This window comes from Vibrio fortis (assembly GCF_024347475.1).
In the GTDB taxonomy this organism is placed as follows: Bacteria; Pseudomonadota; Gammaproteobacteria; order Enterobacterales; family Vibrionaceae; genus Vibrio; species Vibrio fortis.
The window spans coordinates 19,508-43,532 of the sequence record NZ_AP025488.1 but is presented as its reverse complement, the minus strand read 5'-3'; the positions used below and the strand labels follow the sequence as shown (position 1 = coordinate 43,532).

20 protein-coding genes and 1 pseudogene are annotated in these 24,025 nt (G+C 43.8%); 13 read left to right on the top strand and 8 right to left on the bottom strand.

Annotated features, from left to right (window positions below):
• Positions 1-112 precede the first annotated feature (112 nt).
• The 3 genes from OCV50_RS14790 (at position 113) to OCV50_RS14780 (ending at position 1,553) form a co-directional block, all read left to right on the top strand.
• Positions 113-919 (top strand): hypothetical protein, encoded by an 807-nt coding sequence (locus tag OCV50_RS14790; RefSeq protein WP_261904717.1) that lies wholly within the window; start codon positions 113-115, stop codon positions 917-919.
• A 191-nt stretch (positions 920-1,110) separates the two neighbouring features.
• Positions 1,111-1,335, top strand: coding sequence for a hypothetical protein (locus tag OCV50_RS14785; protein WP_261904716.1), 225 nt, complete (start codon positions 1,111-1,113; stop codon positions 1,333-1,335).
• Complete coding sequence (locus OCV50_RS14780) at positions 1,332-1,553, top strand: hypothetical protein (protein WP_261904715.1); 222 nt, start codon at positions 1,332-1,334, stop codon at positions 1,551-1,553. The genes OCV50_RS14785 and OCV50_RS14780 overlap by 4 nt, the downstream gene beginning before the upstream one ends.
• A 102-nt stretch (positions 1,554-1,655) precedes the next feature.
• Here OCV50_RS14780 and OCV50_RS14775 read toward each other — a convergent pair whose 3' ends face one another.
• Together OCV50_RS14775 and ppsA are read right to left on the bottom strand one after the other, a co-directional pair.
• Positions 1,656-2,993, bottom strand: a complete 1,338-nt coding sequence (locus tag OCV50_RS14775) for an MATE family efflux transporter (protein WP_261904714.1) — start codon at positions 2,991-2,993, stop codon at positions 1,656-1,658.
• A 202-nt stretch (positions 2,994-3,195) separates the two neighbouring features.
• A complete protein-coding gene (gene ppsA, locus OCV50_RS14770; RefSeq protein ID WP_261904713.1) occupies positions 3,196-5,568 on the bottom strand; it encodes a phosphoenolpyruvate synthase in 2,373 nt (790 codons plus the stop codon).
• A gap of 178 nt (positions 5,569-5,746) precedes the next feature.
• On the opposite strand from ppsA, the gene ppsR reads away from it, so the two are divergent.
• From ppsR to OCV50_RS14735, 7 genes are all read left to right on the top strand, one after another.
• The gene (gene ppsR, locus OCV50_RS14765) at positions 5,747-6,580 is read left to right on the top strand and encodes a posphoenolpyruvate synthetase regulatory kinase/phosphorylase PpsR (RefSeq protein WP_261904712.1); all 834 of its coding nucleotides are present in this window, start codon (positions 5,747-5,749) and stop codon (positions 6,578-6,580) included.
• 646 nt (positions 6,581-7,226) lie between these two features.
• Positions 7,227-7,682 carry a hypothetical protein gene (locus OCV50_RS14760; RefSeq protein ID WP_261904711.1) on the top strand — a complete coding sequence of 152 codons (456 nt, stop codon included), beginning with the start codon at positions 7,227-7,229 and terminating at the stop codon, positions 7,680-7,682.
• A gap of 3 nt (positions 7,683-7,685) precedes the next feature.
• A complete protein-coding gene (locus OCV50_RS14755) occupies positions 7,686-8,186 on the top strand; it encodes a hypothetical protein (RefSeq protein WP_261904710.1) in 501 nt (166 codons plus the stop codon).
• Positions 8,187-8,225: 39 nt separating this feature from the next.
• On the top strand, positions 8,226-8,636 hold the full coding sequence (locus tag OCV50_RS14750) for a hypothetical protein (RefSeq protein WP_261904709.1): 411 nt from the start codon (positions 8,226-8,228) through the stop codon (positions 8,634-8,636).
• Positions 8,633-9,103, top strand: coding sequence for a hypothetical protein (locus OCV50_RS14745; RefSeq protein WP_261904708.1), 471 nt, complete (start codon positions 8,633-8,635; stop codon positions 9,101-9,103). The genes OCV50_RS14750 and OCV50_RS14745 overlap by 4 nt, the downstream gene beginning before the upstream one ends.
• Positions 9,104-9,289: 186 nt before the next feature.
• A complete protein-coding gene (locus OCV50_RS14740; protein ID WP_261904707.1) occupies positions 9,290-10,096 on the top strand; it encodes an arylamine N-acetyltransferase family protein in 807 nt (268 codons plus the stop codon).
• A gap of 3 nt (positions 10,097-10,099) precedes the next feature.
• A complete protein-coding gene (locus OCV50_RS14735) occupies positions 10,100-10,630 on the top strand; it encodes an NADPH-dependent FMN reductase (protein ID WP_261904706.1) in 531 nt (176 codons plus the stop codon).
• A 63-nt stretch (positions 10,631-10,693) separates the two neighbouring features.
• Here OCV50_RS14735 and grxB read toward each other — a convergent pair whose 3' ends face one another.
• The 3 genes from grxB to OCV50_RS14720 all read right to left on the bottom strand — a co-directional run bounded on the left by grxB (position 10,694) and on the right by OCV50_RS14720 (position 12,888).
• Positions 10,694-11,326, bottom strand: coding sequence for a glutaredoxin 2 (gene grxB, locus OCV50_RS14730; protein WP_261904705.1), 633 nt, complete (start codon positions 11,324-11,326; stop codon positions 10,694-10,696).
• 260 nt (positions 11,327-11,586) lie between these two features.
• A complete protein-coding gene (locus OCV50_RS14725; protein ID WP_239840398.1) occupies positions 11,587-11,745 on the bottom strand; it encodes a hypothetical protein in 159 nt (52 codons plus the stop codon).
• 159 nt (positions 11,746-11,904) lie between these two features.
• Positions 11,905-12,888 (bottom strand): Gfo/Idh/MocA family protein, encoded by a 984-nt coding sequence (locus OCV50_RS14720; RefSeq protein WP_261904704.1) that lies wholly within the window; start codon positions 12,886-12,888, stop codon positions 11,905-11,907.
• Between the two features lie 202 nt (positions 12,889-13,090).
• Between OCV50_RS14720 and OCV50_RS14715 the strand changes: the two genes are divergently transcribed.
• Both OCV50_RS14715 and OCV50_RS14710 read left to right on the top strand, forming a co-directional pair.
• Complete coding sequence (locus OCV50_RS14715; protein WP_261904703.1) at positions 13,091-13,573, top strand: GNAT family N-acetyltransferase; 483 nt, start codon at positions 13,091-13,093, stop codon at positions 13,571-13,573.
• Between the two features lie 98 nt (positions 13,574-13,671).
• Positions 13,672-14,112 (top strand): annotated as a pseudogene (locus OCV50_RS14710) (L,D-transpeptidase family protein); the annotation flags it as partial.
• A gap of 59 nt (positions 14,113-14,171) precedes the next feature.
• Here the strand turns inward: OCV50_RS14710 and OCV50_RS14705 are convergent.
• From OCV50_RS14705 to OCV50_RS14695, 3 genes are all read right to left on the bottom strand, one after another.
• The gene (locus OCV50_RS14705; protein WP_261904702.1) at positions 14,172-14,882 is read right to left on the bottom strand and encodes a glycerophosphodiester phosphodiesterase family protein; all 711 of its coding nucleotides are present in this window, start codon (positions 14,880-14,882) and stop codon (positions 14,172-14,174) included.
• A gap of 192 nt (positions 14,883-15,074) precedes the next feature.
• Complete coding sequence (locus tag OCV50_RS14700) at positions 15,075-15,677, bottom strand: 2OG-Fe(II) oxygenase (RefSeq protein ID WP_261904701.1); 603 nt, start codon at positions 15,675-15,677, stop codon at positions 15,075-15,077.
• A 200-nt stretch (positions 15,678-15,877) separates the two neighbouring features.
• Positions 15,878-17,449, bottom strand: a complete 1,572-nt coding sequence (locus OCV50_RS14695; RefSeq protein ID WP_261904700.1) for a response regulator — start codon at positions 17,447-17,449, stop codon at positions 15,878-15,880.
• Positions 17,450-17,753: 304 nt separating this feature from the next.
• On the opposite strand from OCV50_RS14695, the gene OCV50_RS14690 reads away from it, so the two are divergent.
• The gene (locus OCV50_RS14690) at positions 17,754-23,957 is read left to right on the top strand and encodes a response regulator (protein WP_261904699.1); all 6,204 of its coding nucleotides are present in this window, start codon (positions 17,754-17,756) and stop codon (positions 23,955-23,957) included.
• The last annotated feature ends 68 nt before the right edge of the window (positions 23,958-24,025 follow it).

Sequence of the window (24,025 nt, the reverse complement as noted above, 5' to 3'; positions counted from 1 at the left end):
CAAATTTTATTTAATTGATTTCATATTCTTTATTCATATTGAAGGAATAACCTTGGGTTATCACCAAGGATTAGGCTGACGGAGATCAGTTGAAATAATAAGAGAAAGTTAAGTGATAATTTTTAAAAAATCAGTGGTGATTTTGTTTACCTCATTGGCATTGTCTGCATGTGGATTCGATGGTAAGAATGCGCCTGAAATTCAAGAGTCTCAAAAAACGATAAAAGAAAAAATCGGTGGCAAAGACGAAGGCATTTCTACCGGTAAGCCATCACCGGACTTGTTAGACAAATGGAAAAAGTTGGAAGAGTTTGAACAAGCGAACCAATTCACAACGCATTACGACGTTAGCTCAAACTTGCCAATGGGCGATTTAGAGTTAGTTCAGTACAAGGAAAACGATACGATAAATCTCAGTATTGCAGACTCAATAACCTTATTACAAGATATCAACACCGGGTTTATTGAAGGCTTATTTACTTCTATCGGTAATACATACATCGATGATTTTTCAGAAATTCGCATCATGACACCAAATGGTCAAAGTGGTTTTGGAGAAATTTCATGTCAACTTGAAGATACCGTTGCCTGTGATTATAACTTTGACTTGTTAACGGATGTTAGCTTCTTTGATGAAAATATTACTTTTGCTGAAGAAACACGCACCATCCGTATTAATGGAGTCGAATTTGAAGCAAATGATCTGTCGAAGAACCAGCTTGAGTACACTCTTTCAGTGCCGAATGGAGAAATTGAAATTTTAGCGGATTATTTGTGGTCGGATAAATTTGGTGTTGTTGAAGTAGATGCAACAATTAACGTACTTGATAAAGTGCATTATGATGACGGTACCGTTGAGGAAATAAATAAACGTTCATTTAACTATAAGGCTGAAAACGCTAAGTTATCGAGTTTATGATAGCACCCCATTAATTTAATAAGCCTGATTGATTTCGGGCTTATTAGTTTAAAATAAATTTGACAATAGATAATATAATCTTTTGGTTTTCTATAACTTTTTCCGGGTGTTTTCTTAGAATGATTAACATTAGTTTTAAAAAGTTTTCATTGATGATGAGTACTGTTGGAAAGACAAAAAAGAGTGATTGCTTGGCCATTTCCTTCGCTGCTGAAGCTGTGATGAAAGCGAGACAGATGAACATCAACAAAGACAGAATTACAGAAGAAGCATCGAGTCACAATATTGATGTTCTGAACGTAATTGTTGATGATGCTTTTTGTTATCCTGTGGCAGGTTCGTCCGTAGGTCGTGCAGCTCTCATTAAAGACTTCAAGAAGCGTTGGTTCACAACTTGTAGCTGTGATTTGGCATGAACGATCAGCTAGATATTGATTTTATTAGTCTTATTGACCGTGATGTTAGATCTGAGTTTAAAGAAGAGGTTGTTCAGAAAGAGGCTTCACTAATGTCTGAGATGACAAAGGAAGAAGTCACATATATAAGTTTGTTTGTATTTGTAGGTTTGGGTGGGGCTATTTTGTTTTTTAACATCAGAGAGAGCATCTACTCCATGATTAGGGGCACCAGTTAAGTTGTTGCCTTTTATTGCAGTTAAAGTTTAGGCAGCACAAATGTAGATTGGCTGCCTTTTTTACTTTCAGAGGTTAGAGCCTAGAATCCTTGTCGATAAACATTATTGACGAGAGAGTTTTAACTCAACTTGTTTAAGTGCGCGTTGATACATCATCCATGCACAAGTACCTGCCAGTATGTTACCCACCATTGCGCCCCAGAACAGACCTTCAATTCCCGCAACTTGAGAGCCAATCCATAAACATGGCAAGAAGAAAGCAAACAAGCGCAGTGCTGAAATCGTCAGCGCGGTATACGACTTACCTAATGCGTTTGATACCGACACCATCAACATACAAATACCAAGAGGGCCAAGGCTGATTGGGACAATCATTAAGTGGTAGTTGAGGATTGTCGTCACATCACTGTCGCTGGTCATTAACCCCGCTAACCCGCTCGAGAATAGCCAAGTAACGAGTGCAATGATGACCTGAAAACCAAGTACAAAGGTGGCTGCAATCTTAGTGAGACTGCGAATGTCCGTCAGGTTCTTTTCACCGAGCATGCGACCAACCATTGGGGGCATCGACATGGTTAGAGCCAAAACAGAAACAATTGAGAAAAATTCGAAGCGTGAGCCCAGCGCCCAAGCAGCAACTGCTGCTGTGCCGTAACTTGCCAATAGTTTGGTGGCCAACATTGAAGAGACAGGTGGCAATAATTGGCTGATCATCGCTGGGCCCATGATATGGCCAATAGAGCGAACACTTTTACCGATGTTTAAGTCTTGCCAGTCGAAAGTGAGCCAATGCTTTTTGGCAACCTTAGGTGCCACAATCAAAATACCCATTCCGAACGCGATAATAGTCGCAATCGCTGCACCATTGATGCCTAAGTCCAGAGTGAAAATGAAGATAGGATCGAGCACAAGGTTAATCAAACTGGTGGCAATCATCATGGTCCCCGGCAACATAGTATTGCCATTAGCGCGACAGACGCTGTAGAAGAAGTACAGCATTGCGCCAGTCCAAGAGCTGACTAGCCAGTAGATCCAGTAAGAATCAATGATAGGGAAGACGGATTCAGGTGCGTCCAACAACTGTAAAATAGGGTTGCGCACTAGGTAAATAATCACCGAGAATAGCGCTACACCCACTCCACCCATAACAACAACCAATCCACCCAGTTGTTTCGCGTAACGAGTTTGTTTCGCACCAATTGCTCGCGCGATCACTGCCGTAGTTGCGATACCCAAACCGACTTGAATGCCAATGATGATCATCTGAATTGGCAGAGTAAAGCCTTGAGCAGCGAGAGGTAGAACGCCTAACTGACCGATAAAAGCACTATCCACAAGCTGAAAACTCATTAGTGATAGTACGCCGAATAGCATCGGCCAGGTCATAGTAAAGAGTTGCCTGCTCAGAGAGGGTGAGGGCGTCGTAGTTGTTGAAGTCATATTCATCTTAAGATTATTGAGGGGACGGTGATTAACCGTTCAATGTAGATTGGCTAAAGGATAGCGTAATGTCAGGCGGATACCAATATGCGGTATGACTGATTCAGTGTTGCGATTAACGTGCTCATGTAGCTTCTGAGGTGTTAAAGCCAAAAAAGCCAGTCGTAATGACTGGCTTTATTCGTCTCTTGATTAGAGAAGGTTATTTGTTAGCAACATTGCCTAACTTCAACCAAGTATCAATGACCGTATCTGGGTTTAGAGATACAGAGCTGATACCTTGCTCCATTAGCCACTCTGCTAGGTCATCGTGATCCGATGGGCCTTGGCCACAGATACCCACGTACTTGCCTGCTTTAGTTGCCGCATCAATCGCCATCTTCAGCATTGCTTTCACTGCTGGGTTACGCTCGTCAAATAGATGAGCAACATCACCAGAGTCACGGTCAAGACCAAGTGTTAGCTGAGTCATGTCGTTAGAACCGATAGAGAAACCATCGAAGTACTTCAAGAACTCTTCCGCCAATACTGCGTTAGATGGTAGCTCACACATCATGATCACTTTCAGACCTTGATCACCACGACGTAGATTGAACTTCGCTAGTAGGTCGATAACCGATGCCGCTTCGCTTGGAGTACGAACGAAAGGAATCATAATTTCAACGTTCTTAAGACCCATTTCATTGCGTACGCGCTTGATCGCTTGAGTTTCTAGCTCAAAGCAGTCTTCGAATACTGGTGAGATGTAACGAGAAGCACCACGGAAGCCCAGCATTGGGTTCTCTTCGTGCGGTTCAAACTCTTTACCACCGACTAGGTTGCTGTATTCGTTAGACTTAAAGTCAGACATACGTACGATCACACGCTTAGGCCAGAACGCAGAAGCGATAGTTGCGATGCCCTCTGTTAGCTTGCTTACGTAGAAATCGATAGGATCTTTATAGCCACGGATGCGCTCAGTGATTTCAGCTTTAAGCTCATCGCTCTGTGCGTCAAAGTTAAGTAGCGCTTTCGGGTGAATACCGATCATCTTGTTGATGATGAACTCAAGACGAGCCAGACCAACACCTTCGTTAGGGATTTGAGCGAAGTCGAACGCACGATCTGGGTTGCCCACGTTCATCATCACTTTGGTTGGAAGCAGCGGTAGTTCGTCAACGGCAGAACGCTTGATTTCGAAATCTAGCTCGCCTTGGTAAACGTAACCTGTTTCACCTTCTGCACACGATACTGTCACTGTAGAGCCATCTTTTAGGCGGCTCGTCGCGTCGCCACAACCAACAATTGCTGGGATACCCAGTTCACGAGCGATGATCGCTGCGTGACAAGTACGACCGCCACGGTTGGTTACAATCGCAGACGCTTTCTTCATCACTGGTTCCCAATCTGGGTCAGTCATGTCAGTGACTAGAACGTCACCTTCTTGAACCAAAGACATTTGATCCAGTGAATCAACCAGACGAACAGGGCCAGAGCCGATGCGTTGGCCGATTGCACGACCTTCAACGGCTACATCTGCTTTGTTGCTTAGCTCGTAACGTTCAATCACGTTTTGCTCGCTCTGAGAACATACGGTCTCTGGGCGTGCTTGTACAATGTATAGCTTGCCGTCGATGCCATCTTTTGCCCATTCAATGTCCATTGGACGTTGGTAGTGCTTCTCGATGATCATCGCTTGTTTTGCTAGCTCTTTGATCTCTTCGTCGTTCAGTGAGAACTCGTTACGCTCTTGAGTGTCTGTGTCGATGATATCAACTTGCTTACCGATCTCTTGGTTGGTTGAGTAGATCATCTTGATTAGCTTAGAGCCGAACGTTTTCTTAACGATAGGGTACTGACCTGCTTCAAGCATCGGCTTGTGAACGTAGAACTCATCTGGGTTCACTGCACCTTGAACGACCATTTCGCCTAGACCCCAAGATGAAGTGATGAATACCACTTGATCGAAGCCAGATTCAGTGTCGAGCGTGAACATGACACCTGAAGATGCTTTGTCTGAACGAACCATGCGTTGGATACCTGCAGAAAGCGAGATACCACGGTGGTCAAAGCCTTGGTGTACACGGTAAGAGATTGCGCGGTCGTTGAACAGAGACGCGTATACGTGCTTTGTTGCTTCTAGAACAGCATCGATGCCTTTTACGTTTAGGAAAGTCTCTTGTTGACCAGCAAACGAAGCATCAGGAAGGTCTTCCGCCGTTGCCGATGAACGAACCGCTACAGACAATTCGTCATTGCCTTCGATCAGTTCACGGTAGTTGTCGCGGATATCTTGCTCTAGGGATTCTGGGAAAGGGGCTTCAAGAACCCATTGGCGAATCGTTGCACCTGTCTTACGCAGAGCTTCAACGTCTTCAACATCAAGTTCGTCAAGTAGTTGGTGAATACGCTCATCAAGGCCTTTGTAGTCAAGGAACTCGTTAAACGCATAAGAAGTGGTAGCAAAACCATTTGGTACAGAAACACCAGCATTGGATAGGTTAGAAACCATCTCGCCAAGTGAGGCGTTCTTACCGCCGACCTTGTCGACATCTTCCATGGATAGGCCATTGAACCATAGGGTATTATTTTGCATTTATTTCTCCAGAAACATAGCAAGTTTTGTAGGGATTTAAAGGCAAACGATTACGTCAGAATTGAAAAAAATGTTAAAAATTTTTCAAACCTGTGGGGAACGTAATAGTCAGCAGGCTTTTGTTATATATATTATGGTGTCCATCCTACTCAAAATAATTTTAAACATTAAATAAAAAATGCAAATTGATATTCAAAGTCGTGATGTATTCTATGTTTCTGATGGAACGGCCATAACATGTGAGACTTTAGGGCACGTTGTTCTAGGTCAATTTCCCTTCAAAGCTAATGAAAAAACCTTTCCGTTTGTAGAAAGCGAAGACAAATTGAGTGACTTACTCAAAGAGATCGAGATTTCCTACCAATCGACAGGTTACGAACCTCTGGTGTTTTTTTCGATTGTTATTCCCGACATCAAGAAAAAGCTGTTGGCAGCTCCAGCGCACTGTTATGACGTGTTGGAGAGCATCGTGCAGAAGGTGCAAGATGACACCAAGATGGCTCCCAAACCGAAACTGCAGCGCTCACGCAGTGTAGATAAAGATTCGGATAAGTATTTCGATCGTATCGCAGCGATTGAATACACGCTCGCGCATGATGACGGGATTACGTTAAGAGGGTTGGAAGAGGCGGATATTATTCTGCTTGGTGTATCTCGTAGCGGAAAGACACCGACCAGTCTCTACATGGCGATGCAGTTCGGGTTGCGTGTTGCTAACTATCCATTTATCCATGACGATATTGCGCGACTGAGACTCCTGCCTGAATTTGAGATCCATCGTCATAAGTTATTTGGTTTGACGATTGATGCAGAACGTTTGACTGAGATTCGTGAAAACCGTTTAGCTGGAAGTGAATACGCTAGTGACTCGCAGTGTCTTTACGAGTTGCAAACGGTAGAGGGGCTTTTCCGACGAGAGGCGATTCCTTACATCAATACCTCTTCACTTTCGGTCGAAGAGATCTCAACACGAATTTTAGAGCGAACCGGTCTGAGACGCCGACTTCTTTGATCTTTCGTTTCCATGACGATCTTGCTGTCTTGTAGAGGCAGCAAGGTTAATCTTTCCCCTTTCATATCTTAATCCACTTTTAAAACTGGCCTTCTTTCGAAATCACTCCTATCTGCGAAACCAAGCTTCTACTCTTTTGTTCTAGTGCAATCTGTTAGGCGTTGTTCAAGGCAATGTCATTGCTACGTAAATAACGACGTATTCACCGAACAAAATAGATAGGTGGCGCAAAATGGTAAAAAAACGCTAAATATCTCAAATAGTCTTGCTGTAACTAATTTGATTGAGATTATAACTAGATGAAAACCACCATATTAATTTTATCTGCTCTACTAACGATGAGTCTGCCTGCTATGGCGAATTTACATGTGTGGGATAACAAACAGTTTCAAGCTTATTCTGATAAAACCGAAGTTAAGTTTACGTTAGTAAATAAGTACAACAAAAAAGCCGACTATTACCTCCGAATAGATAATAAGTCATTTCCGAATAAACTGAGCTTAGGCCCAAACCAAGACATTGAATTAAATATTCATGTTAAGACACCTGCTGGCCAGAAAACCAAGAAAAAAATATGTACTCGAATGGTAACGGACTCTCCTAATAGCTATGAAGTGTGCACCAATATTAAATTCGAAAGGTATTGATGATGAGGCGAATATTATTACCGATTGTGGCGCTATTTGTCCCCGCTATGTTACACGCTAACCCGATTCCGAGTGTCTCCAATCCATCTGGAACTGACCGTGTTCGAACCTCGGAAGGCGCGTCATGTGAGCAAGCGATTTCGACCGGTAAAACCATTCAATTTGGTACGTACGGCGCTACCGGAAATGAGGACAGTGATAACTACTATGGTGGCGATCCAAGTAACTACTATCACCAAAACCAAGATGAAGCAGGTATTTATGCCGCGATCACCTTCCAATTTGGTGGTGAAGATAGAGTGGATTGCTCCCGCTTATACGAATTTGAATTGAGAGAGAGGAAGAGAGAAGAAGAGTTAGCTCAAGCAGAACACGAGCTTAAACTGCTGCAAATCGAAGCTGAGAAGTATCGTCTTCTCAAGATGAAACAAATGAATACAACCTTTTCGGAGTAAGAGATGAAGAAAGGAAAACAGTTATTGCTGCTAACTGCTTGTGGTGTGTTGTCAGTATCGACAGCATACGCAAACCCACCCAACGATGAAGATGAAGTCACTAGCGGAGATGTGACCTTTTCTGCGACGGTAGAAAAGCAATGTGGTATCGACGTAACGGCAGCCACGGCTGACCTTGCTTTTGGTGACAGCTATTTAGATTCTACGGCCCAGGTCAAACTCATTAACAATGAGAAAAATGGCAAGATTGAGTTTAAGGTCGAGCCTATTACGACTGAAGAGTTAGGAGATCAAGTTACCATAAATGATGTCCACTTTAGAGCTGAAAGTTCCGTGTCTGCAGATATGACTGCACCGGAATGGGAGGAGGGGTTAGAATTCACTCGAGACGACCTCAGGTCGAACAATTTAGTGAATCTAGCGGCTCGAGTATCCGTTGATGAGAGCAACCTAGATGCAGATGACTATGAATTAGTGACCAACTGGATCATTGAATGTGATTAATAACTAAAACCCTCATGAGAGGGTTTTTTAGGTCGTATGATGAAAACAATGCTATTTCTATTTCTAGTGCTTTTTCTTTCTCCTTATGCATTAAGTAAAAATAATAAAGCGTATAAAGATAATGATATTTTGAATGAAAGCTGTGTAAGGGGAGCTGAATATCATGAAAATCGTATATTCGATGCTATATCTAGCTCAGAATATATTAATTGGACTCAAGTGAAGTTAATGAATATCAGTAGCCGCTATGATTACTCACATACAATGATGGAACATACCAATGACGAATATATATCCTGTGATCTCATCGTCGACTATAAATACAATGGCAAAAAGATATCCATTAACTCAACCTATTTGATGTCACTAGAAAATGATCAAATTAAAAGCACTGAGCTGTCCACTAAAGAAGCGGTAAGAGACTTTATTGTGAGGGTTATAGTCAATTGAAAAACGTCGTTACTTTACTCTTGCTTCCTATGCTCTGTGCATTTCAAGTGGCTGCATCAACTCAACACCAGAGTCTTAGGTTCTCTAAGCATGTCCACGAACAATGCGGCATTGCAGTGATTGATAATGCTGGTGAGCTGAATTTTGGACAACGTTATGAAGGGCAAGCACTGCGTTTTAAGCTCACTTCGAACAGAAAGGGTGGGCGTGTTCTACTTAAATTGGTTCATTTTGACATCGGTAGCTTTGAGCCAGTAGCAGATCAGTCTCAGGTGCACTTTCGGGTGGATGGTGCCTTTCGTCATCAGGGAGATGTTGATTTCTGGCAACAAGGCGTTGAGCTGCAGGCCGATGTTTTGCGTGATTATCCAGAAGTAACAGTCAGTGCACGCATCGATTTGCAAGACTACAGCGCTCCTGCGGGCGAGCATTACATCAATATGGAATGGGGGATTGAGTGTTACTAGCTTACAGTTTGTTCGTTCAATAACAGTTCGCTTAAAAATCTGTTTGCTGATTTATTCCTTCCTTCCTCTTTCATGACTCCCCAAAAATAATTGAAAAAAGTGCTTTACCTAAAGTTAACTTGAGGATTTAAGATGCCAACCAAGCGATAAGGAGAGAGTCTCTCCAACCAAATATAAAGGCATGATATGAATCCACAAATGATTGAACAGTACTTCCAACGCATTGGTTTAACTCATCAACCTGAGCTCAATGAATCGACTTTAAGACTAATCCACCATCATCAGCATCGTGCGATACCGTTTGAGAATTTGGCCATTCTAAATGGTGAGTTGATTGATATTACCCAACAGGCAATATTCGAAAAATTAGTTGTGCACAAGCGAGGGGGTTATTGCCAGGAACTTAACGGCTTGTTGTTTAATGTTCTTTCATACCTTGGTTTTACTATTCGCCCTCTGCTGGGGCGGGTGCATTTTGGTGAGCAACCGACAGGGCATGGTCATCGTATCAACTTGGTCACCATTGGCGATCAACAGTGGATTGTAGATGCCGGCTTTGGCACTAATACGCCGCGAGCACCGTTACCACTTGTGTTTGATCGAGAGATCAAAACAGATCTTCAAACCTTTCGTTTCATTAAAGATCCACTGTTTGGAAATATGCTGCAGACGTTTGAAGAGAACACGTGGAAAAACCTGTATAGCTTGGATATGAATCATGTAGTGTGGAATGATCTTGAGTATGGCAACCATTTTACCTCTACACACCCGAGCTCTCTGTTTACGCAGAACTGCGTTGTAGTAAGACCCACTGATGATGGTATCACTACCTTGTTCAACCGAACGCTAAAGGTTCGCCAAGGCCTTGTGGAGCAAGAGTTTGAGCTAGAAAGCGAGTCGGATTTTTATCGGGCACTCAAACAACATTTTGATTTAGAACCTCAGATTTCTTACCAAGCATTTATTCCATTTTTAGATAAACCAGAGGCTTAATTAATGAAAATACTAGCAATTGGCGCGACCAACAGCACTGAATCCATCAACAAACAACTGGCAACTTATGCGGCTGGCCTAGTCACAGGCGCAGAGGTAGAGACTCTAGACCTAAACGACTTTGAAATGCCGATTTACAGCCAGCAGCGTGAGAAGAACCAAGGTATTCCTGAACTTGCGCATCAGTTCTTCAATAAAATCACGGCGTCAGATGCTGTCGTGCTCTCGTTTGCTGAATATAATGGGACTTACACGGCTGCGTTTAAGAACATCTTTGACTGGGTATCTCGCATTAATATGAAGGTATATCAGGGCAAACCTGTCGCGATGTTAGCGACCTCACCCGGTGCGGGTGGAGCGAGTTCTGTCTTGGCTTCGGCTGTCGCTTCAGCACCGTATTTTGACGCGGATGTAAAAGGGCACCTATCGATACCAAGCTTTTACGATAATTTTGACGTGGTGGCTGGGAAGCTAATACATGCAGAATTGGAGCAAGAGTTGATGTCTATCATGAAGAAGATTGGTCAGGAATAAAACATCGACGGCAACCTAAACGCACTAAATAAAAACCGAAGCCTGATGCTTCGGTTTTTGGGTTTATTCTAGAAGCCCAACGCCGAGCTCTTTGCTTTTTCTTTCCATCCAACGATCGAGTGTGGGAGGCCATTCAATGCTTGATTCAACGTAGAAACCGCGCAGCATTGAGAAGTAAACCGCTTGATCGATAAGCGGTAGGGTAGATTCGCCCTTTTCAAAGTTAAGCAGTAGCTCTGCATCTTTTAGAAGTGGATTGATGAGTTGTACAAACTGAGGTGTCTGCTCAATCAGTTTGTCGAAGTTGAACTCTTCGGTTTCCTTACTCTCGCGCCAAGCCGCTTTGCTCTCTTCTGTGCGGTATTCAGGAAGATCCAGTTTCCACCAACGTGGGCGACCAATGCGTTGCGTGAGTGGGAAAGCTCTAGTTTGGAATTGAGTAACAGGATTTGCTGGTTCTCGAGGTTCATCGCTGTTCGCGAGATCCATGAAGTAACTGATGATATCTAGGCTTTCCGCCATGATAGAACCGTCGTCTTTCTCCAGTACTGGAACCATCTTTTTGCCAATGAGATCAATCAAGGTCTGCGCGTCGTGGTAGTCGACCGACACCAGTTCCACAGTAAGCCCTAAAGAACGTGCGACAAAAGCGACACGAGCGCAAAATGGACAGTGATCATAGATATAAAGCTTCATGGCTTCCCCTTAAATGTATAAGCTACCAAAGCATAAGATTACGCTAATGTATCAGAACTTATATGAGACCATAAGTACTTGTATTGAAATGTAATAGAAATTTCGCAACTCGCAAAGAGCGGGCAGCTATGAGGAGAGAGGAGTGGGTCGCAGAAACAGATAAGGCCCTGATAATTCACTCCAATGCAGAAGAGTGTATTAACCAAGGCCCTAATTCTTTGATGTTTTTAAGTGCTCGACCGCGAATTAAAAACGTCTAATTATGCTTTTTTAAGATCTTGCATTGGGTAAGTTAGCGTAAAGCCACCCTCGATCGTTGTAACGTGAACGTAGAAACCGCCAGCGCTTAGGCCTGTTACTACCATCTCACCTAGTTCAATACCTTTTGTTGCTACAACACGATCTTCGATTGAAAACATTTTAAACACCTTCAATAAATTAAAATTAACTTTGCTTTTCGAAGGCGGATTTAATCAGATGATCCAGATATCAACTAATCAGGTAATTTGTCGTCAAGACAAGTAAAGCTTATCTATAAGTAGCTCATTTATACAAATCATAGGGTTAGCAAATTGCGCTCAAATTTCATCGGCTGGGTAGTGTACACCAACCTGACGACGCATTTCTGTTATGAGCTCTGAAACGATGAGCGCACGCTGTTGCGCCTCAGATTGTGCTTCTTTATCTCCGTTAAGTACCTGAGCAAATCTATTCGCTTCATAACACATAGAGTTGTCATGCTGTGGCTGGTTTAGGTCTTCTACTTCACCATTGCGATATTGAATCTTCACATCTGTGCACTCAGCAATGTGGTCTATCAAAATAGAACCTAGCTCTCCTTGAATCTCACTGTATGCGTAAGAGTCACTGACTTTTGAGTGGGCTAAGGTCACGTCAAACTCTGGGTAGGAGAAGATCGCGCTGCCATGAGCATCGACGCCTGACTCAAGTAAGTGGGCAGATGCTTGCACGCTTTGAGGCTTACCAAATAGAGCAACAGCGGCAGCCACTGAGTAAAAGCCGATATCAATTAAGGATCCATTGGAGAAAGTTGGATTGAAGGTGTTCGGGTTTTCGCCATCTAAGTATCTTTGGTATCGAGAGGAGTACTGACAATAGCTGATGTGTGCTTTGTGGATTTTACCTATCTTATTTAGTGCCTGTTTAATGGCTTGAAAGTTAGGCAGGTATTGAGATTTGTACGCCTCGAATAGAACGACATTGTTCTCCTTCGCGACTTCAAACATCTTGGTTGCCTCGTTGATGTTTGAGGCGATCGGTTTTTCGCAAATCACATGCTTTTTGTGCTTCATTAGCGTGATCGCTTGCTGACAATGAAATGAATTCGGTGAGGCGATGTAAACCGCTTCGATGGTTTGATCATTAGCAAGTTCATGTAGATCGGTATAGTGCTTCTCTACGCCAAACTCATCCCCGAATGCAACTGCACTCTCTAGATTTCGAGAATAAACGGCTGTTAGTTGCATGGCGTTCATCTCATGTGCAGCCTGTACAAATTTTTGAGTGATCCAATTGGTCCCAATCACAGCAAACGTAATCATATCGGTTTTCCCGTCCTTCTTGTTGGTATTTAGGGATAGTAGCATTCGCGATAAATGAAAAGGGGGCTAATTGCGGAACAAATTTCTTGTAAGAAGATCCTAATATTAATTAGGCGATTTAGATTAAGTTCGACTCTTGGAAATTGTGCAGTGAGCGATGGATTTTGCTAAGGTAAAACTAATCATAAACAAGGTAGTGACTATGCGTATACGCACAGCCAAAGCGGCTGATATTCAATTCATATTAAAGCTTTCTGATCAGATCAATCGTCAGCATCATCAAGGTGCCCCCAACGTTTTTAGCTCTCCCGACAAATCGACTAACGGCTCCGAAGCCTATTGGCTAGGTTTAATGCTGGAGCCGGAAGGGCATTTTTTGGTGGCAGAAGAAAAGGATCAGATCGTGGCTTTTTTAGTTGGAAAAATCACACAGAATATAGGTGTGAGTTTTATCCAAGGCCATAAAGTGGCAAGAGTGAATACGATAGTGGTTGGGGATGATGCGCAAGGGCAAGGTCTTGGTAAAAAGATGATGCGTGCTTTCAATCAATGGTCACAAGCTAAAGGCGCGACAGAATTACGTTTGGAGGTGATGGAGTTTAACCAAGACGCGCAACGCTTTTATGAGTCTCTGGGTATGGTGACTCAATCCCGAATTATGTCTATGCCGCTTGAGGATGTATGAGTCGCTTCGTTACCCTCTTTCTATATTGCGCCTGCTCGTTACCTATGTTGAGCTGGGCGAAAAGCGCTGCAACAGCTGAGCCCTCGACGCTCACCAAACCACTACTCTCTCAGCTTGCTGTAACTATGGTGAAAGTCGACAAATCTTCACGGCGTATGTATCTGATGAGTGGGGATACATTAGTGCGAGAGTATCGAATAGCACTAGGTAAGCAACCTAAGGGGCACAAGCGCTTTGAAGGGGATAACCGAACCCCTGAAGGTCGTTATTATCTCGATTATGTGCTTGAGGATTCGAATTTTTATCGCTCCGTTCATATCAGTTATCCCGCTCCTTCCGATCGAAAATGGGCGGAAAAGTACGACATTGAGCCTGGCGGTGACATCAAAATACACGGTTTGAAAAATGGTGAGCGTCGCTCAGCTCGTTATGTTCAGAGTTTTGACTGGACAGATGGATGTATCGCGATCACCAACCAGGAAATGGATGAGTTTATTGACCTTGTCAGAATGGGGACTCCAATCATCATTGAGTGGTAATGACTGGAGTGTTTTCCTGCTTTTATTTTCGATGATCGCTTGTTTTATTTTAGAGACTGTTAAACGAACCGAGTTGGGTAGTCGGTGAAAATAGCGTTAACTTGGTCTATATACTTAAAGTCTTCACTTTGGTTAACGGTGTAACACCAGATCTCTCGGCCAGATTGTTTGAGGTAATCAATATCAGCTTGAGTAAGGTTGGCATAATTCAAGTGACAGCTGAAGGCGTTGACGTTTTCTAGTGTTGTTTTATCTTGTTGATCTAATTGCTCAGTGATCATGCCTACTCGGTATTGTGGAAGATGCTTTTTGACTTCCTCAACCACCCGATGGCTAAAGCTCGAAATGAGAATACGATCGGTATCCATCGAACAGCGAATTAGTTCGTCGTGGAGCAACTCAACAACGTGGGCTGGCTGGTGGCGGGTATCGACTTTAACTTCGAGATTAACGCTTAAATTGAGTTGCTCTACCAAGACCAATAGTTCTGGGAGAGTAAGAATTTTCTCACCTTCGAACTCGGATGACTTCCACGCTCCAAAATCGAATTGTTTCAGTTCTGCCAAAGTATGCTCGTCAACGCGTCCTAACCCGTCACTGCAGCGTTCAAGTGTATGGTCGTGACACACCACCAATTGATTATCTAATGTCGGTTGAATATCGACTTCAATCCATTTCAGACCAAGTTTGGCTGCTTGTTCAATACTTGCTCTGGTGTTTTCAGGATGCGTTCCTGCAACACCGCGATGACCAACAATCATAGGAGGCATAGAGTTTCCTTATTTCAACGCACTGTTATTCATGCTTAAACTAAGTCTAAAGGATAATCCAATGAGCGTCGTTACCTTGATGCACAAATTGAGTTTGCATAGGGCGTGCTTAGCTTTATTGGATATCGATCTTGATATGCAAAATAGCAAAGCCCCTCGATTGAGGAGCTTGGTTTAGATAAGTGCTAGTGATTAGCGTGCAATATCGAGCTGGTTATCTTTTACACCGTTGATACGAAACCAGCCAGCGATACTAAAACGCTCAGTATTTGTTGGCAGCACTTCGTGTGGGAATTGCTCCGAGAAAAACACAAACAGGCGCCCTGCTTTTGGAGGGATCGTTGCTACGTGGTTATCGTCTAAGTCATACACAACAAGCTCGCCCGCATCTTGCTCAGACCATTCGTCATTCATGTAGAAGACGGTCGTTAAGCGTCTATTTTCATTACCTTTAAAGCAATCAAGATGCTTTTGATAGAAATCGCCTTGTTCATATTTTGCAAAGTGCGCTTCATACTCAAATAAGCCAAGGAAGAAAGCTTGGTTTGCCGCTAAACGGATTCGTTCCATTTTGTCCAAAAACTGCGAAGCGGGTTGCCCCATATTTCGGCTTAGCCATTGGATTTTGTCGCTGCGAATACTCGACTCGCGCGTTACTTCTTCGTTACGGCCAATCCTAGCCTTTTTCCAGTTGTCTGGAATACAGTCCCTCAACGCCACAACTTCATCGTAAGTGAGGAAGTCATCCCAAACAAAATAGCCTTGGGTAGATAACGCGTCGATCATTTGGTTCATGTAAAGCACTCGGACATATAAATAAGGGGCACTTATATAGTCCGAATAACTTGGTGCAACAAATCGGGTTGTTTGTCGTCACGATAAAACTCGGGAAATAGAAAATCGTTAAGCAGCTCGAGAGTGGGAGAAAGCCGAGCTGCAGGTCGGGATGATGTTCGTTGTATGCTGGAGTTAATGGTAAAAGAATATCAGTTTTATCAATCACTAAACTCAATCGGAAAAGTCAGAATAAGAGTCGTACCTTCTTCATAAGACGTGGTGAAATCAATGGTGCCACCCTGAGCCTCCGCAGCGAGACGAGCAGAGTAAGTCCCAATGCCTGTCCCGGTTACTTTACCGTCTGTGACAAATTTGTCGAAGAACGTCTTATGAATATAAGGTGGGATCTCTCCCATATTGTGGATAGTGAAGCGGACAGTATTCTCTTCTGAATCAAGGTGGCTTGATACCTTAACGTTATTCCCTGGAGGTGAAGCTTCAACGGCATTGTTAATTAAGTTTGAAAACATGGTGTAGCTCAGTAGCGAGTCGCCCATGTATTTATGTGAGGGTGGCACGTTGTAATGAATGAAGATATTGCGCTTTTCACATTTCGCTTGCATGCCGTAGCAAAGCTTTTTGATTAAGGAGTGGGCATCAATGAGTTTAAGTTGAACCTTGTATTTGTCCTCTTCTAGCTTCATCAGCGTTTCTTGGCTGTTGACCATTTTCTGGATCATCATAGAAGACTCACGAATCACATCGATTTCTTCATCGCAATTTTGGGCTTTTTGTTCGAGAGCGGGCAAACTGGTGATGATCGCTGTCAACGGATTGCAGAGATCATGCTGAAACATACGATCGATTTCATCGCGTAGGCGTGTGTTTTCAACCATGGTTTCAATCTGAATCTGCATCTCCATGCGTTGCTGCACTAGCTTCATGTGATTCTTTACACGCGCAAGTACAATCTCGGGAGTAATGGGCTTGGTAATGTAGTCAACCGCACCTAATTCTAACCCCTTTACGACATCATCGGTTTGAGAAAGTGCAGAGACAAAAATGATCGGGATGTGTTCGGTTAGTGGATTGCTTTTCAGTGCCTTACAGACGTCTAGCCCAGACATTTCCGGCATCATGATATCGAGCAGTATCAGGTCGGGTGGTGTGTCTTTGTCGCACAGCTCTATCGCTTTTTGCCCAGTTCGACACGCCTGAATCTTGTAATGCCCTTTAAGTAGTTCACCCAGTACCATTAAGTTATTCGGTTCATCATCCACCAAAAGGATGTTTTGTGGCATAGGTTTAGGGATGTTTTCAATACAACGGGTAATTTCAGTAGAGCCCGCTTTATCAACAATAAGTTGAGGTGTGGGGGCTTTAAAGGCTTTATGGACACGCTCAATCAACATACTGCGTGAAAAGGGCTTAACAAGGTAATCCGTGACCCCGTGCTTAATCGAGGTCATGACGTCATCCTGATCAATGTTGCCAGTGATCATCACAAACGGGATGTGTGCAAACTCTTCGTCACGGCGAATCGTTTTTAGCAACTCCAGCCCATTCATTTTGGGCATGTTCCAGTCTGAGAGAATCAAGTCGATACTATAGGTTTTTAATTTAACAAGCGCTTCCCGACCATCTTTGGCGCGATGTATTCTACGAAATTTGAGTGATTCTAAGATCGTCGCCATGGTTTGTGTCATGGAGTCAAAATCGTCGACGATGAGCACGCGTTTTAACTCATAAGTGGGTTCTGCCGTGGTGGGATTAAGCAATACATTGTTCATAATTGAGGTCTTCAGCATCCAGTTGAAACTTTAAAGCGGTCGATGTTCCTTATCGATTAATCTCAAATTATGCCAGTTGCGCACGGAGTGCAATAAAAAGATCGATTAAGACGCAGTCGCTTCACAATAATATATAGAATACTTGGACTATTTAGATTCTCTATAAGTTAATGGGATCGCATTTCCTTTTAGTTGATTGTTTTATAAAAACTATTTAATAGAATATCGTATTCAAAGTTGTTAATCTGGAAGAGTTTTCAAGGACAAGAAAACGCTGAAACCCTGGTAAACAAGGATACTGTTTATGTTCAATATCACTCGATCATGGATGATCGTGCTGCTCTCTCTATTTTTTGTTCCTTTCTTTTTTATGGTGTGTTCCGCATCAGTATCTGCACAGCTAGCCAATGATTTATCCGCGTCGCAGAGTCATTTATATAGTGTTGAAGAGCGTGACTGGTTATCTAAAAATCAAGTTGTAACCTTTGCTGGCGATCCTGATTTTGCTCCGGTTGAGTTTATCAATGAGCAAGGCGAGTACGTGGGAATTGTGTCCGATATGCTTGACCATATTGCGACGAAAACAGGTTTAGTCTTTGAGAGAGTAAAGACTGATTCATGGCAGCAATCGGTCGATTTGATGGAACAGGGGAAAGTCGATCTGTTGCCGTTGATCTCTTCGTACGGGCGAGATGAACAGCCAATGCTGTTTACAGAGAGCTATTTAGACTATCCCAGTGTGATTCTGGTTCGTAATGATACCAAAGGCGTAAAGAGCCTCGATGACCTCGTCGGTAAAAAAGTCGTTGTGGTTTCGGAATGGTCATCTGAAAGGGAGATAAAACAAGATTATCCAGAGATAGAGGTACTGGTAGCAGAGAGCTCGCGTGAGGCAATTGACCGCTTATTGTTTGGGCACGCTGATGCGATGATTCACTACTATCCCGTTGCCTCGTATGAACTGCTACAAAGAGGCATTGGCAGTTTACGTATTGCAGGGCGCACCTCGACCAAAGATGGCGCCATGGCAGTAAACCGCGATTTGCCGGTGTTGCATTCCATTATCCAGAAAACATTGCACGCGATGAGCAATAAAGAGAAGCAGTCGATTCAATCTAAATGGTTGCATGAGGATTTGAGCGATTCTGAGCATGATCTCGGACTGACTGTTGAGGAAAGAGAGTGGCTTGAGAAGAATCCAACCCTTCGAGTCGCGCATGACCAAGATTGGAAGCCGTTTAGTTACGTTGCGAATCAAACATCGCAAGGTTTCTCTGTTGAGTACGCTAAGTTACTTGCTCAACTTATTGGCGTTGAGGTCGAGTTTGTTTCAGGTCCTTGGAACCAAGTATATGACTTGGCGTTACGCGGTAACGCAGATCTAATCTTAGACTTGATTAAAACTCCGGAGCGAGTAGAACACCATTTCTTGTACACACCGCCTTACGCGCGCAACCCTAATGTCATTGTGACCAAGCAAACCTCGGATTTGACTACTTTTGAAAGCTTGAAAGGAAAGCGAGTCTCTTTTGTGCAAGGTTCCTTTCTCGAAGAGGTTCTACGTGATGAAGAGCTAATCTTGTCACCTCGTGCAGACTCAACTCAAGCATTCAAGTCGCTTCAATTTGGTGAAGTTGACGCTGTACTGTCGAGGATTGTGATTGCAAGACAAGTGATCAATGAGAATGCGCTTTACGACCTTGAGATCAAAAACGAACTCAACATTGGTAATCCTGAGCTCGATAACATGAATATCGGCGTACCTAAAGATCGTCAGTTGTTGCACTCGATTTTGGTTAAGGCGATGCAGCATATTGACATGGCAGATGTGAACGAGCTGCGAAAACGTATTTTGGCGACTGAAGCGCAGCAGAGTGTAGCCTTGACACCGGATGAGATTAAGTCGGTACTGGCTGATTCGACGTTGAGCGTGAAGTCCATTGGTGGGCAGCTTTCAAGTGAAGATAGCTTCGACTTGAATGAGGCGCTCCTAAATGCGATAGGCAGTAAGGTCGGCATCACATTTCAGAATCACTCTCTTCATCGTCAAGAAAACGCGCGAGCCTCATCAAGTTCGCAAGTCGATGTGCTCATCGGTGAACGTGATTTCTTTGTTGAGCAATCGGGGTATGCGATTCGTAAGCCGATAATCAGTTCATACTATGCATTGGCAACGCAAACTCAAGATAAACGCATCACCTCCCTCAGCGATCTCAATCAAGACAGTGTTATAGGGGTAGTGGGTTCGAATCAGTATATTGAAACGCTCAATCGTACCTATCCAGAGCTGTTTTTTGCCACGGTTAATGACCCTGAAAATGGGCTCAATCAGGTCGCTAACGGAGATCTTGCGGGTTTACTTGCAGATGGTATGCAGTTGGAGCATCTGCTTTCATCTAATCAGTGGCTCAACTTAGAGATACCGATTGTTACTAGCACACCTATTCATTATTTAATGGCCTTCAGTCAACACCTTGATAAAGGAGTGATATCGGCACTCAACAAAGCCCAAAGTCATCTTAGCGTCGAGCAGATAAGCGCAATCCTCAGCCAATACCAAACTCGTGAATTGACTCCGAATGAGGGACGAGTAAAACAGAATGAGATGTTCTCGGAGAACACGATAAATTCAGACCTCATCATCAAGGTGAGCGTTGGTGCTGTTTTAGTCCTCGCTGCTTTATTACTCATCCCCATTCTTTTGAATAAATACCTGTCGAATCGAGCAATTTATAATCTGTACTCCAACAAAATGATGCTGGTGGCGAGTGGAGTGATTGTTTTGGTGCTGAGTTTGGTGTCACTGGCGGCATATCTCGTGATTGGAAAAGTGGAGCAGCAGACGCGACATAACATTCAAATCTCGCTATCGGGCATTAGTGACGCACTCAATACCAGTATCGACATTTGGTTAGACGGTAAAACCGCGCACATTGACTCACTCTCACGTGATCCCGCATTACTTCCGATGGTGACAGAACTTCTGAAGGTTGAACCGAGTAAACAGGCGATTAAGTTCTCGACCGTGTTGATTGATTTGCGTGTATTTTTTGCTTCGCAACAAGCGCTGCATGGTGACCGAGGTTTCTTTATTATCTCACCTGAGCGTATCAACATTGGATCAATGAGAGACAGTAATCTCGGTGAGATTAATGTGATTCAGCAACAACGACCAGAACTGCTAGACAGAGTGTTTCTAGGCGAGACCGTGCTGATCACACCGATTGATTCAGACATTCGTTCAGCGCATCAAGACCAGCCGCAGAATCGCGATGCGACCATGTTTATCGCAGCGCCTATCATCAATCAAACGGGTGAAGTGATTGCAGCTATGACGCTACGCTACGATCCTACGCATGAGTTTAGCCAGATATTCTCTTCCGGACGAGTAGGGCAGAGTGGTGAATCTTATGCGTTCGATGAAGAGGGTTACTTCCTAACAACCAGTCGTTTTGAACCAGCATTGCGAGCACAAGGTGTTCTTAATAAGAATGCCAATGCGATCCTAAATCTGCAAATGGTGACGCCAGAGCAAAAGATCGCGACAAATGGCACTAAACCTCGCCTCTTTGCCGATGACGACAACTACACCAAAGCTTTCCTTGGCGCACTCCGTGATACTAAAGGCAGCAGTGGTATTGGCTACCTAGATTATCGTGGCGTGCCTGTGCTCGGAAGTTGGGTATGGAGAGAGGGTGAGCAGTTTGGTTTTGTTACTGAGATAGATGAGCAAGAGGCATTAAAGGGCTACATTTCGACGCGAAATCTGATCGTCTCACTGCTCGCTTTTACCGTGTTTTTGACCGTTGGTTTAACAGGACTTTCTTTGTGGTTGGGGCGTCGGACGCAAGCAATTTTACTTGAGTCTAACGAGCAGCTCGAACGCAGCGTACGTGAGCGCACACTTCGCCTGACGAGCATCATTGATAACGCGACGGGAACCTCTATCTATTTGAAAGATATGGATGGGCGCTATCAATTGGTCAACAAGCACTTTGAGTCGATCACGGGGTTGGATACGAGTGATATTCTGGATAATCGAGACAGTGATATCTTTGATGCGGAACGTGCTGATGCCATTAAGCAAGTCGATAAACAAGTGTTATTAAGCGGCGTATCTCAAGAGTATGAAGACAGTTTGATAGACAGACACGGAGTCGAACATCACTTCTTAACCAAGAAAATTCCGCTGTTAGAAGAAGATGGCACCATGATTGGCATGTTCGGCTTTTCGACTGACGTGACAGAACTAAAATCGATTCAAAATGATCTTGAGCTAGCGAAAACAGTCGCCGAAGAAGCGACGCGATCAAAGAGTGATTTCCTTGCCAATATGAGCCACGAAATCCGCACGCCGATGAATGCGATCATTGGTATGAGCTACCTAGCTTTACAAACGGATCTAGACCGTAAACAGAGTGATTACCTCAACAAGATCCTGACTGCATCGAACTCACTGCTTGGTGTTATTAATGACATTCTCGACTTTTCGAAAATTGAAGCGGGTAAGTTGGATCTGGAAGTGATTCCTTTTGCGCTCGCCAATGTGATGGATAACCTGTCGAATATTGTGAGTGTGAAATCCCAAGAGAAGAACCTTGAGCTATTGATTGCTATTGATCCTGACATTCCGACTATGCTGCTCGGGGATCCACTGCGTATCGGTCAGGTGCTTCTGAACCTAACCAACAACGCGGTGAAGTTTACTCATGAAGGCGAGGTTGTGGTTAAGGTCGAGCAAATCGCTCAGTCGCAAAGCAGTGTTGACCTTCGATTTAGCGTTCAAGACTCGGGGATTGGTATGACTACTGAACAAATGTCTCGACTGTTTTCGGCGTTTACTCAAGCGGATAGCTCAACAACGCGACAGTTTGGAGGTACTGGGCTTGGGCTGACTATCTCTAAAAACTTAGTCGAGCTGATGGATGGTGAGATTGGTTGCGATAGCGAGCACGGTGTTGGCAGTACTTTCTTTTTCGATCTCACTCTGGATATCGACCACAACGCTTCAATGAAGCAGCCTAAGCTCTCTAGCGACTATCAAGGATTACGAACCTTAGTGGTTGATGATTCGGCCGAGTCGAGAGACATCTTAACTAACATGACTCAATCGATGGGCTTAGAATCCGATGCTGTCGACTCGGGGATGCAAGCCTTATTAAAGCTTACAGAAGCCGATTCAATGAATCAGCCATATGACCTGATTCTTATGGATTACAAAATGCCACACATGAATGGATTGGACACCTTGGAATCTGTGCGCAAGTTGTCACTTAAAGTGTCGCCAAAAGTGGTGATGGTAACGGCGTATGGAGGCGATGAAGTACGGGACCAAGCAATGCAGAAAGGTGTTGATGGCTTTTTGGTGAAACCTATCTCTTCTTCCTCTCTATTTGATGCCATCTCTCAATCATTCGATAACGAGAGCATAGCAGCGAACACGATGCTGACTCATCAGCCGCTCAGCGATATCGCTTTAGAGCATGGCATTAAAGGGGCGCGTATTCTATTGGTTGAAGATAATGAAGTTAATCAACAAGTAGCTGTTGAGCTATTAGAGTTAGCCCAGTGTGAAGTGACTGTTGCTTCAGATGGCCAGCAGGCTGTGTCGTTAGTGTCTAAGCATCAGTACGATGCAGTGCTCATGGATATTCAGATGCCAGTCATGGACGGATTTGAAGCGACTCAATTGATTCGACAACAGCTTGGGTTTACAGAGCTACCTATCATAGCCATGACGGCTAACGCATTAGCCAGCGACAAAGAAGCGTGTATTGAAGCTGGTATGAATGATCACGTGGCAAAACCGATTGACCCAGAGCGACTGTTTAAAGTGCTGAATGAGTGGGTATCACACAACCTAAGCATCACTGAAACAGAACCTCTTATGTCAGATGACATTCGACTTCCTGAGCTTCAAGGCTTTGATGTTAAGAGAGCTGTTGCTCGATTTGGTGGACGTATAGCGTCCTATGACAAGGCGCTATCGAATGTGTCGAGTACCTTACCGGAGTCACTGTCCGTGATTGAAAACGCGCTTGAGCAAGATGATCACAAGCAGGCCTTGTTAACGACTCATACTGTGAAGGGCGTTGCTGGCAATATTGGTTGTGATGGCGTTTACCAAGCCAGTCGGGCACTTGAAGATGTACTGCGTGCCGATGATAAAGAGCAATACCATGGGTTGTTTGAAAGCCTTAATCAGGCTGCGCAACAAGCTTTGCTAACGATTAGTGATTATCTGTCATTGCGAGGTGAATCAGACTCTGTGGCGACTGCTATGGATGTGGAGCAGATCCAACCATTGATGGAGCAGTTAGTGGCTCAAATCGAAGAGTACGACTTTGCGGCTGTCGAAACATGTGAAGCATTGGTTGCTGCCTTTAAACACTCGGAGTTGTCGAGCGTGTTAGAAAAACTGGAAAATGCTATATCAAACTATGACTTTGACGAGGCAGCACTTCATATCAAGGTGTTGGTTGATTCACTAACAGAACCGGCGAGTTAATACCAAACATTGATTGCAGATACCTAATATGCAGTTGTTTTGAGATTTCGTTTATTGTTGATTCTGGG

Bases quoted from the DNA above. Each gene is read 5' to 3' on its own strand.
- OCV50_RS14755 (WP_261904710.1), top strand. From the start codon at position 7,686: ATGAAGAAAGGAAAACAGTTATTGCTGCTAACTGCTTGTGGTGTGTTG.
- OCV50_RS14750 (WP_261904709.1), top strand. From the start codon at position 8,226: ATGAAAACAATGCTATTTCTATTTCTAGTGCTTTTTCTTTCTCCTTAT.
- grxB (WP_261904705.1), bottom strand. From the start codon at position 11,326: ATGAAGCTTTATATCTATGATCACTGTCCATTTTGCGCTCGTGTCGCT.
- OCV50_RS14740 (WP_261904707.1), top strand. From the start codon at position 9,290: ATGAATCCACAAATGATTGAACAGTACTTCCAACGCATTGGTTTAACT.
- OCV50_RS14725 (WP_239840398.1), bottom strand. From the start codon at position 11,745: ATGTTTTCAATCGAAGATCGTGTTGTAGCAACAAAAGGTATTGAACTA.
- OCV50_RS14720 (WP_261904704.1), bottom strand. From the start codon at position 12,888: ATGATTACGTTTGCTGTGATTGGGACCAATTGGATCACTCAAAAATTT.
- OCV50_RS14700 (WP_261904701.1), bottom strand. From the start codon at position 15,677: ATGAACCAAATGATCGACGCGTTATCTACCCAAGGCTATTTTGTTTGG.
- ppsR (WP_261904712.1), top strand. From the start codon at position 5,747: ATGCAAATTGATATTCAAAGTCGTGATGTATTCTATGTTTCTGATGGA.
- OCV50_RS14690 (WP_261904699.1), top strand. From the start codon at position 17,754: ATGTTCAATATCACTCGATCATGGATGATCGTGCTGCTCTCTCTATTT.
- OCV50_RS14705 (WP_261904702.1), bottom strand. From the start codon at position 14,882: ATGCCTCCTATGATTGTTGGTCATCGCGGTGTTGCAGGAACGCATCCT.
- OCV50_RS14760 (WP_261904711.1), top strand. From the start codon at position 7,227: ATGATGAGGCGAATATTATTACCGATTGTGGCGCTATTTGTCCCCGCT.
- OCV50_RS14715 (WP_261904703.1), top strand. From the start codon at position 13,091: ATGCGTATACGCACAGCCAAAGCGGCTGATATTCAATTCATATTAAAG.
- OCV50_RS14780 (WP_261904715.1), top strand. From the start codon at position 1,332: ATGAACGATCAGCTAGATATTGATTTTATTAGTCTTATTGACCGTGAT.
- OCV50_RS14735 (WP_261904706.1), top strand. From the start codon at position 10,100: ATGAAAATACTAGCAATTGGCGCGACCAACAGCACTGAATCCATCAAC.
- OCV50_RS14775 (WP_261904714.1), bottom strand. From the start codon at position 2,993: ATGACTTCAACAACTACGACGCCCTCACCCTCTCTGAGCAGGCAACTC.
- OCV50_RS14695 (WP_261904700.1), bottom strand. From the start codon at position 17,449: ATGAACAATGTATTGCTTAATCCCACCACGGCAGAACCCACTTATGAG.
- ppsA (WP_261904713.1), bottom strand. From the start codon at position 5,568: ATGCAAAATAATACCCTATGGTTCAATGGCCTATCCATGGAAGATGTC.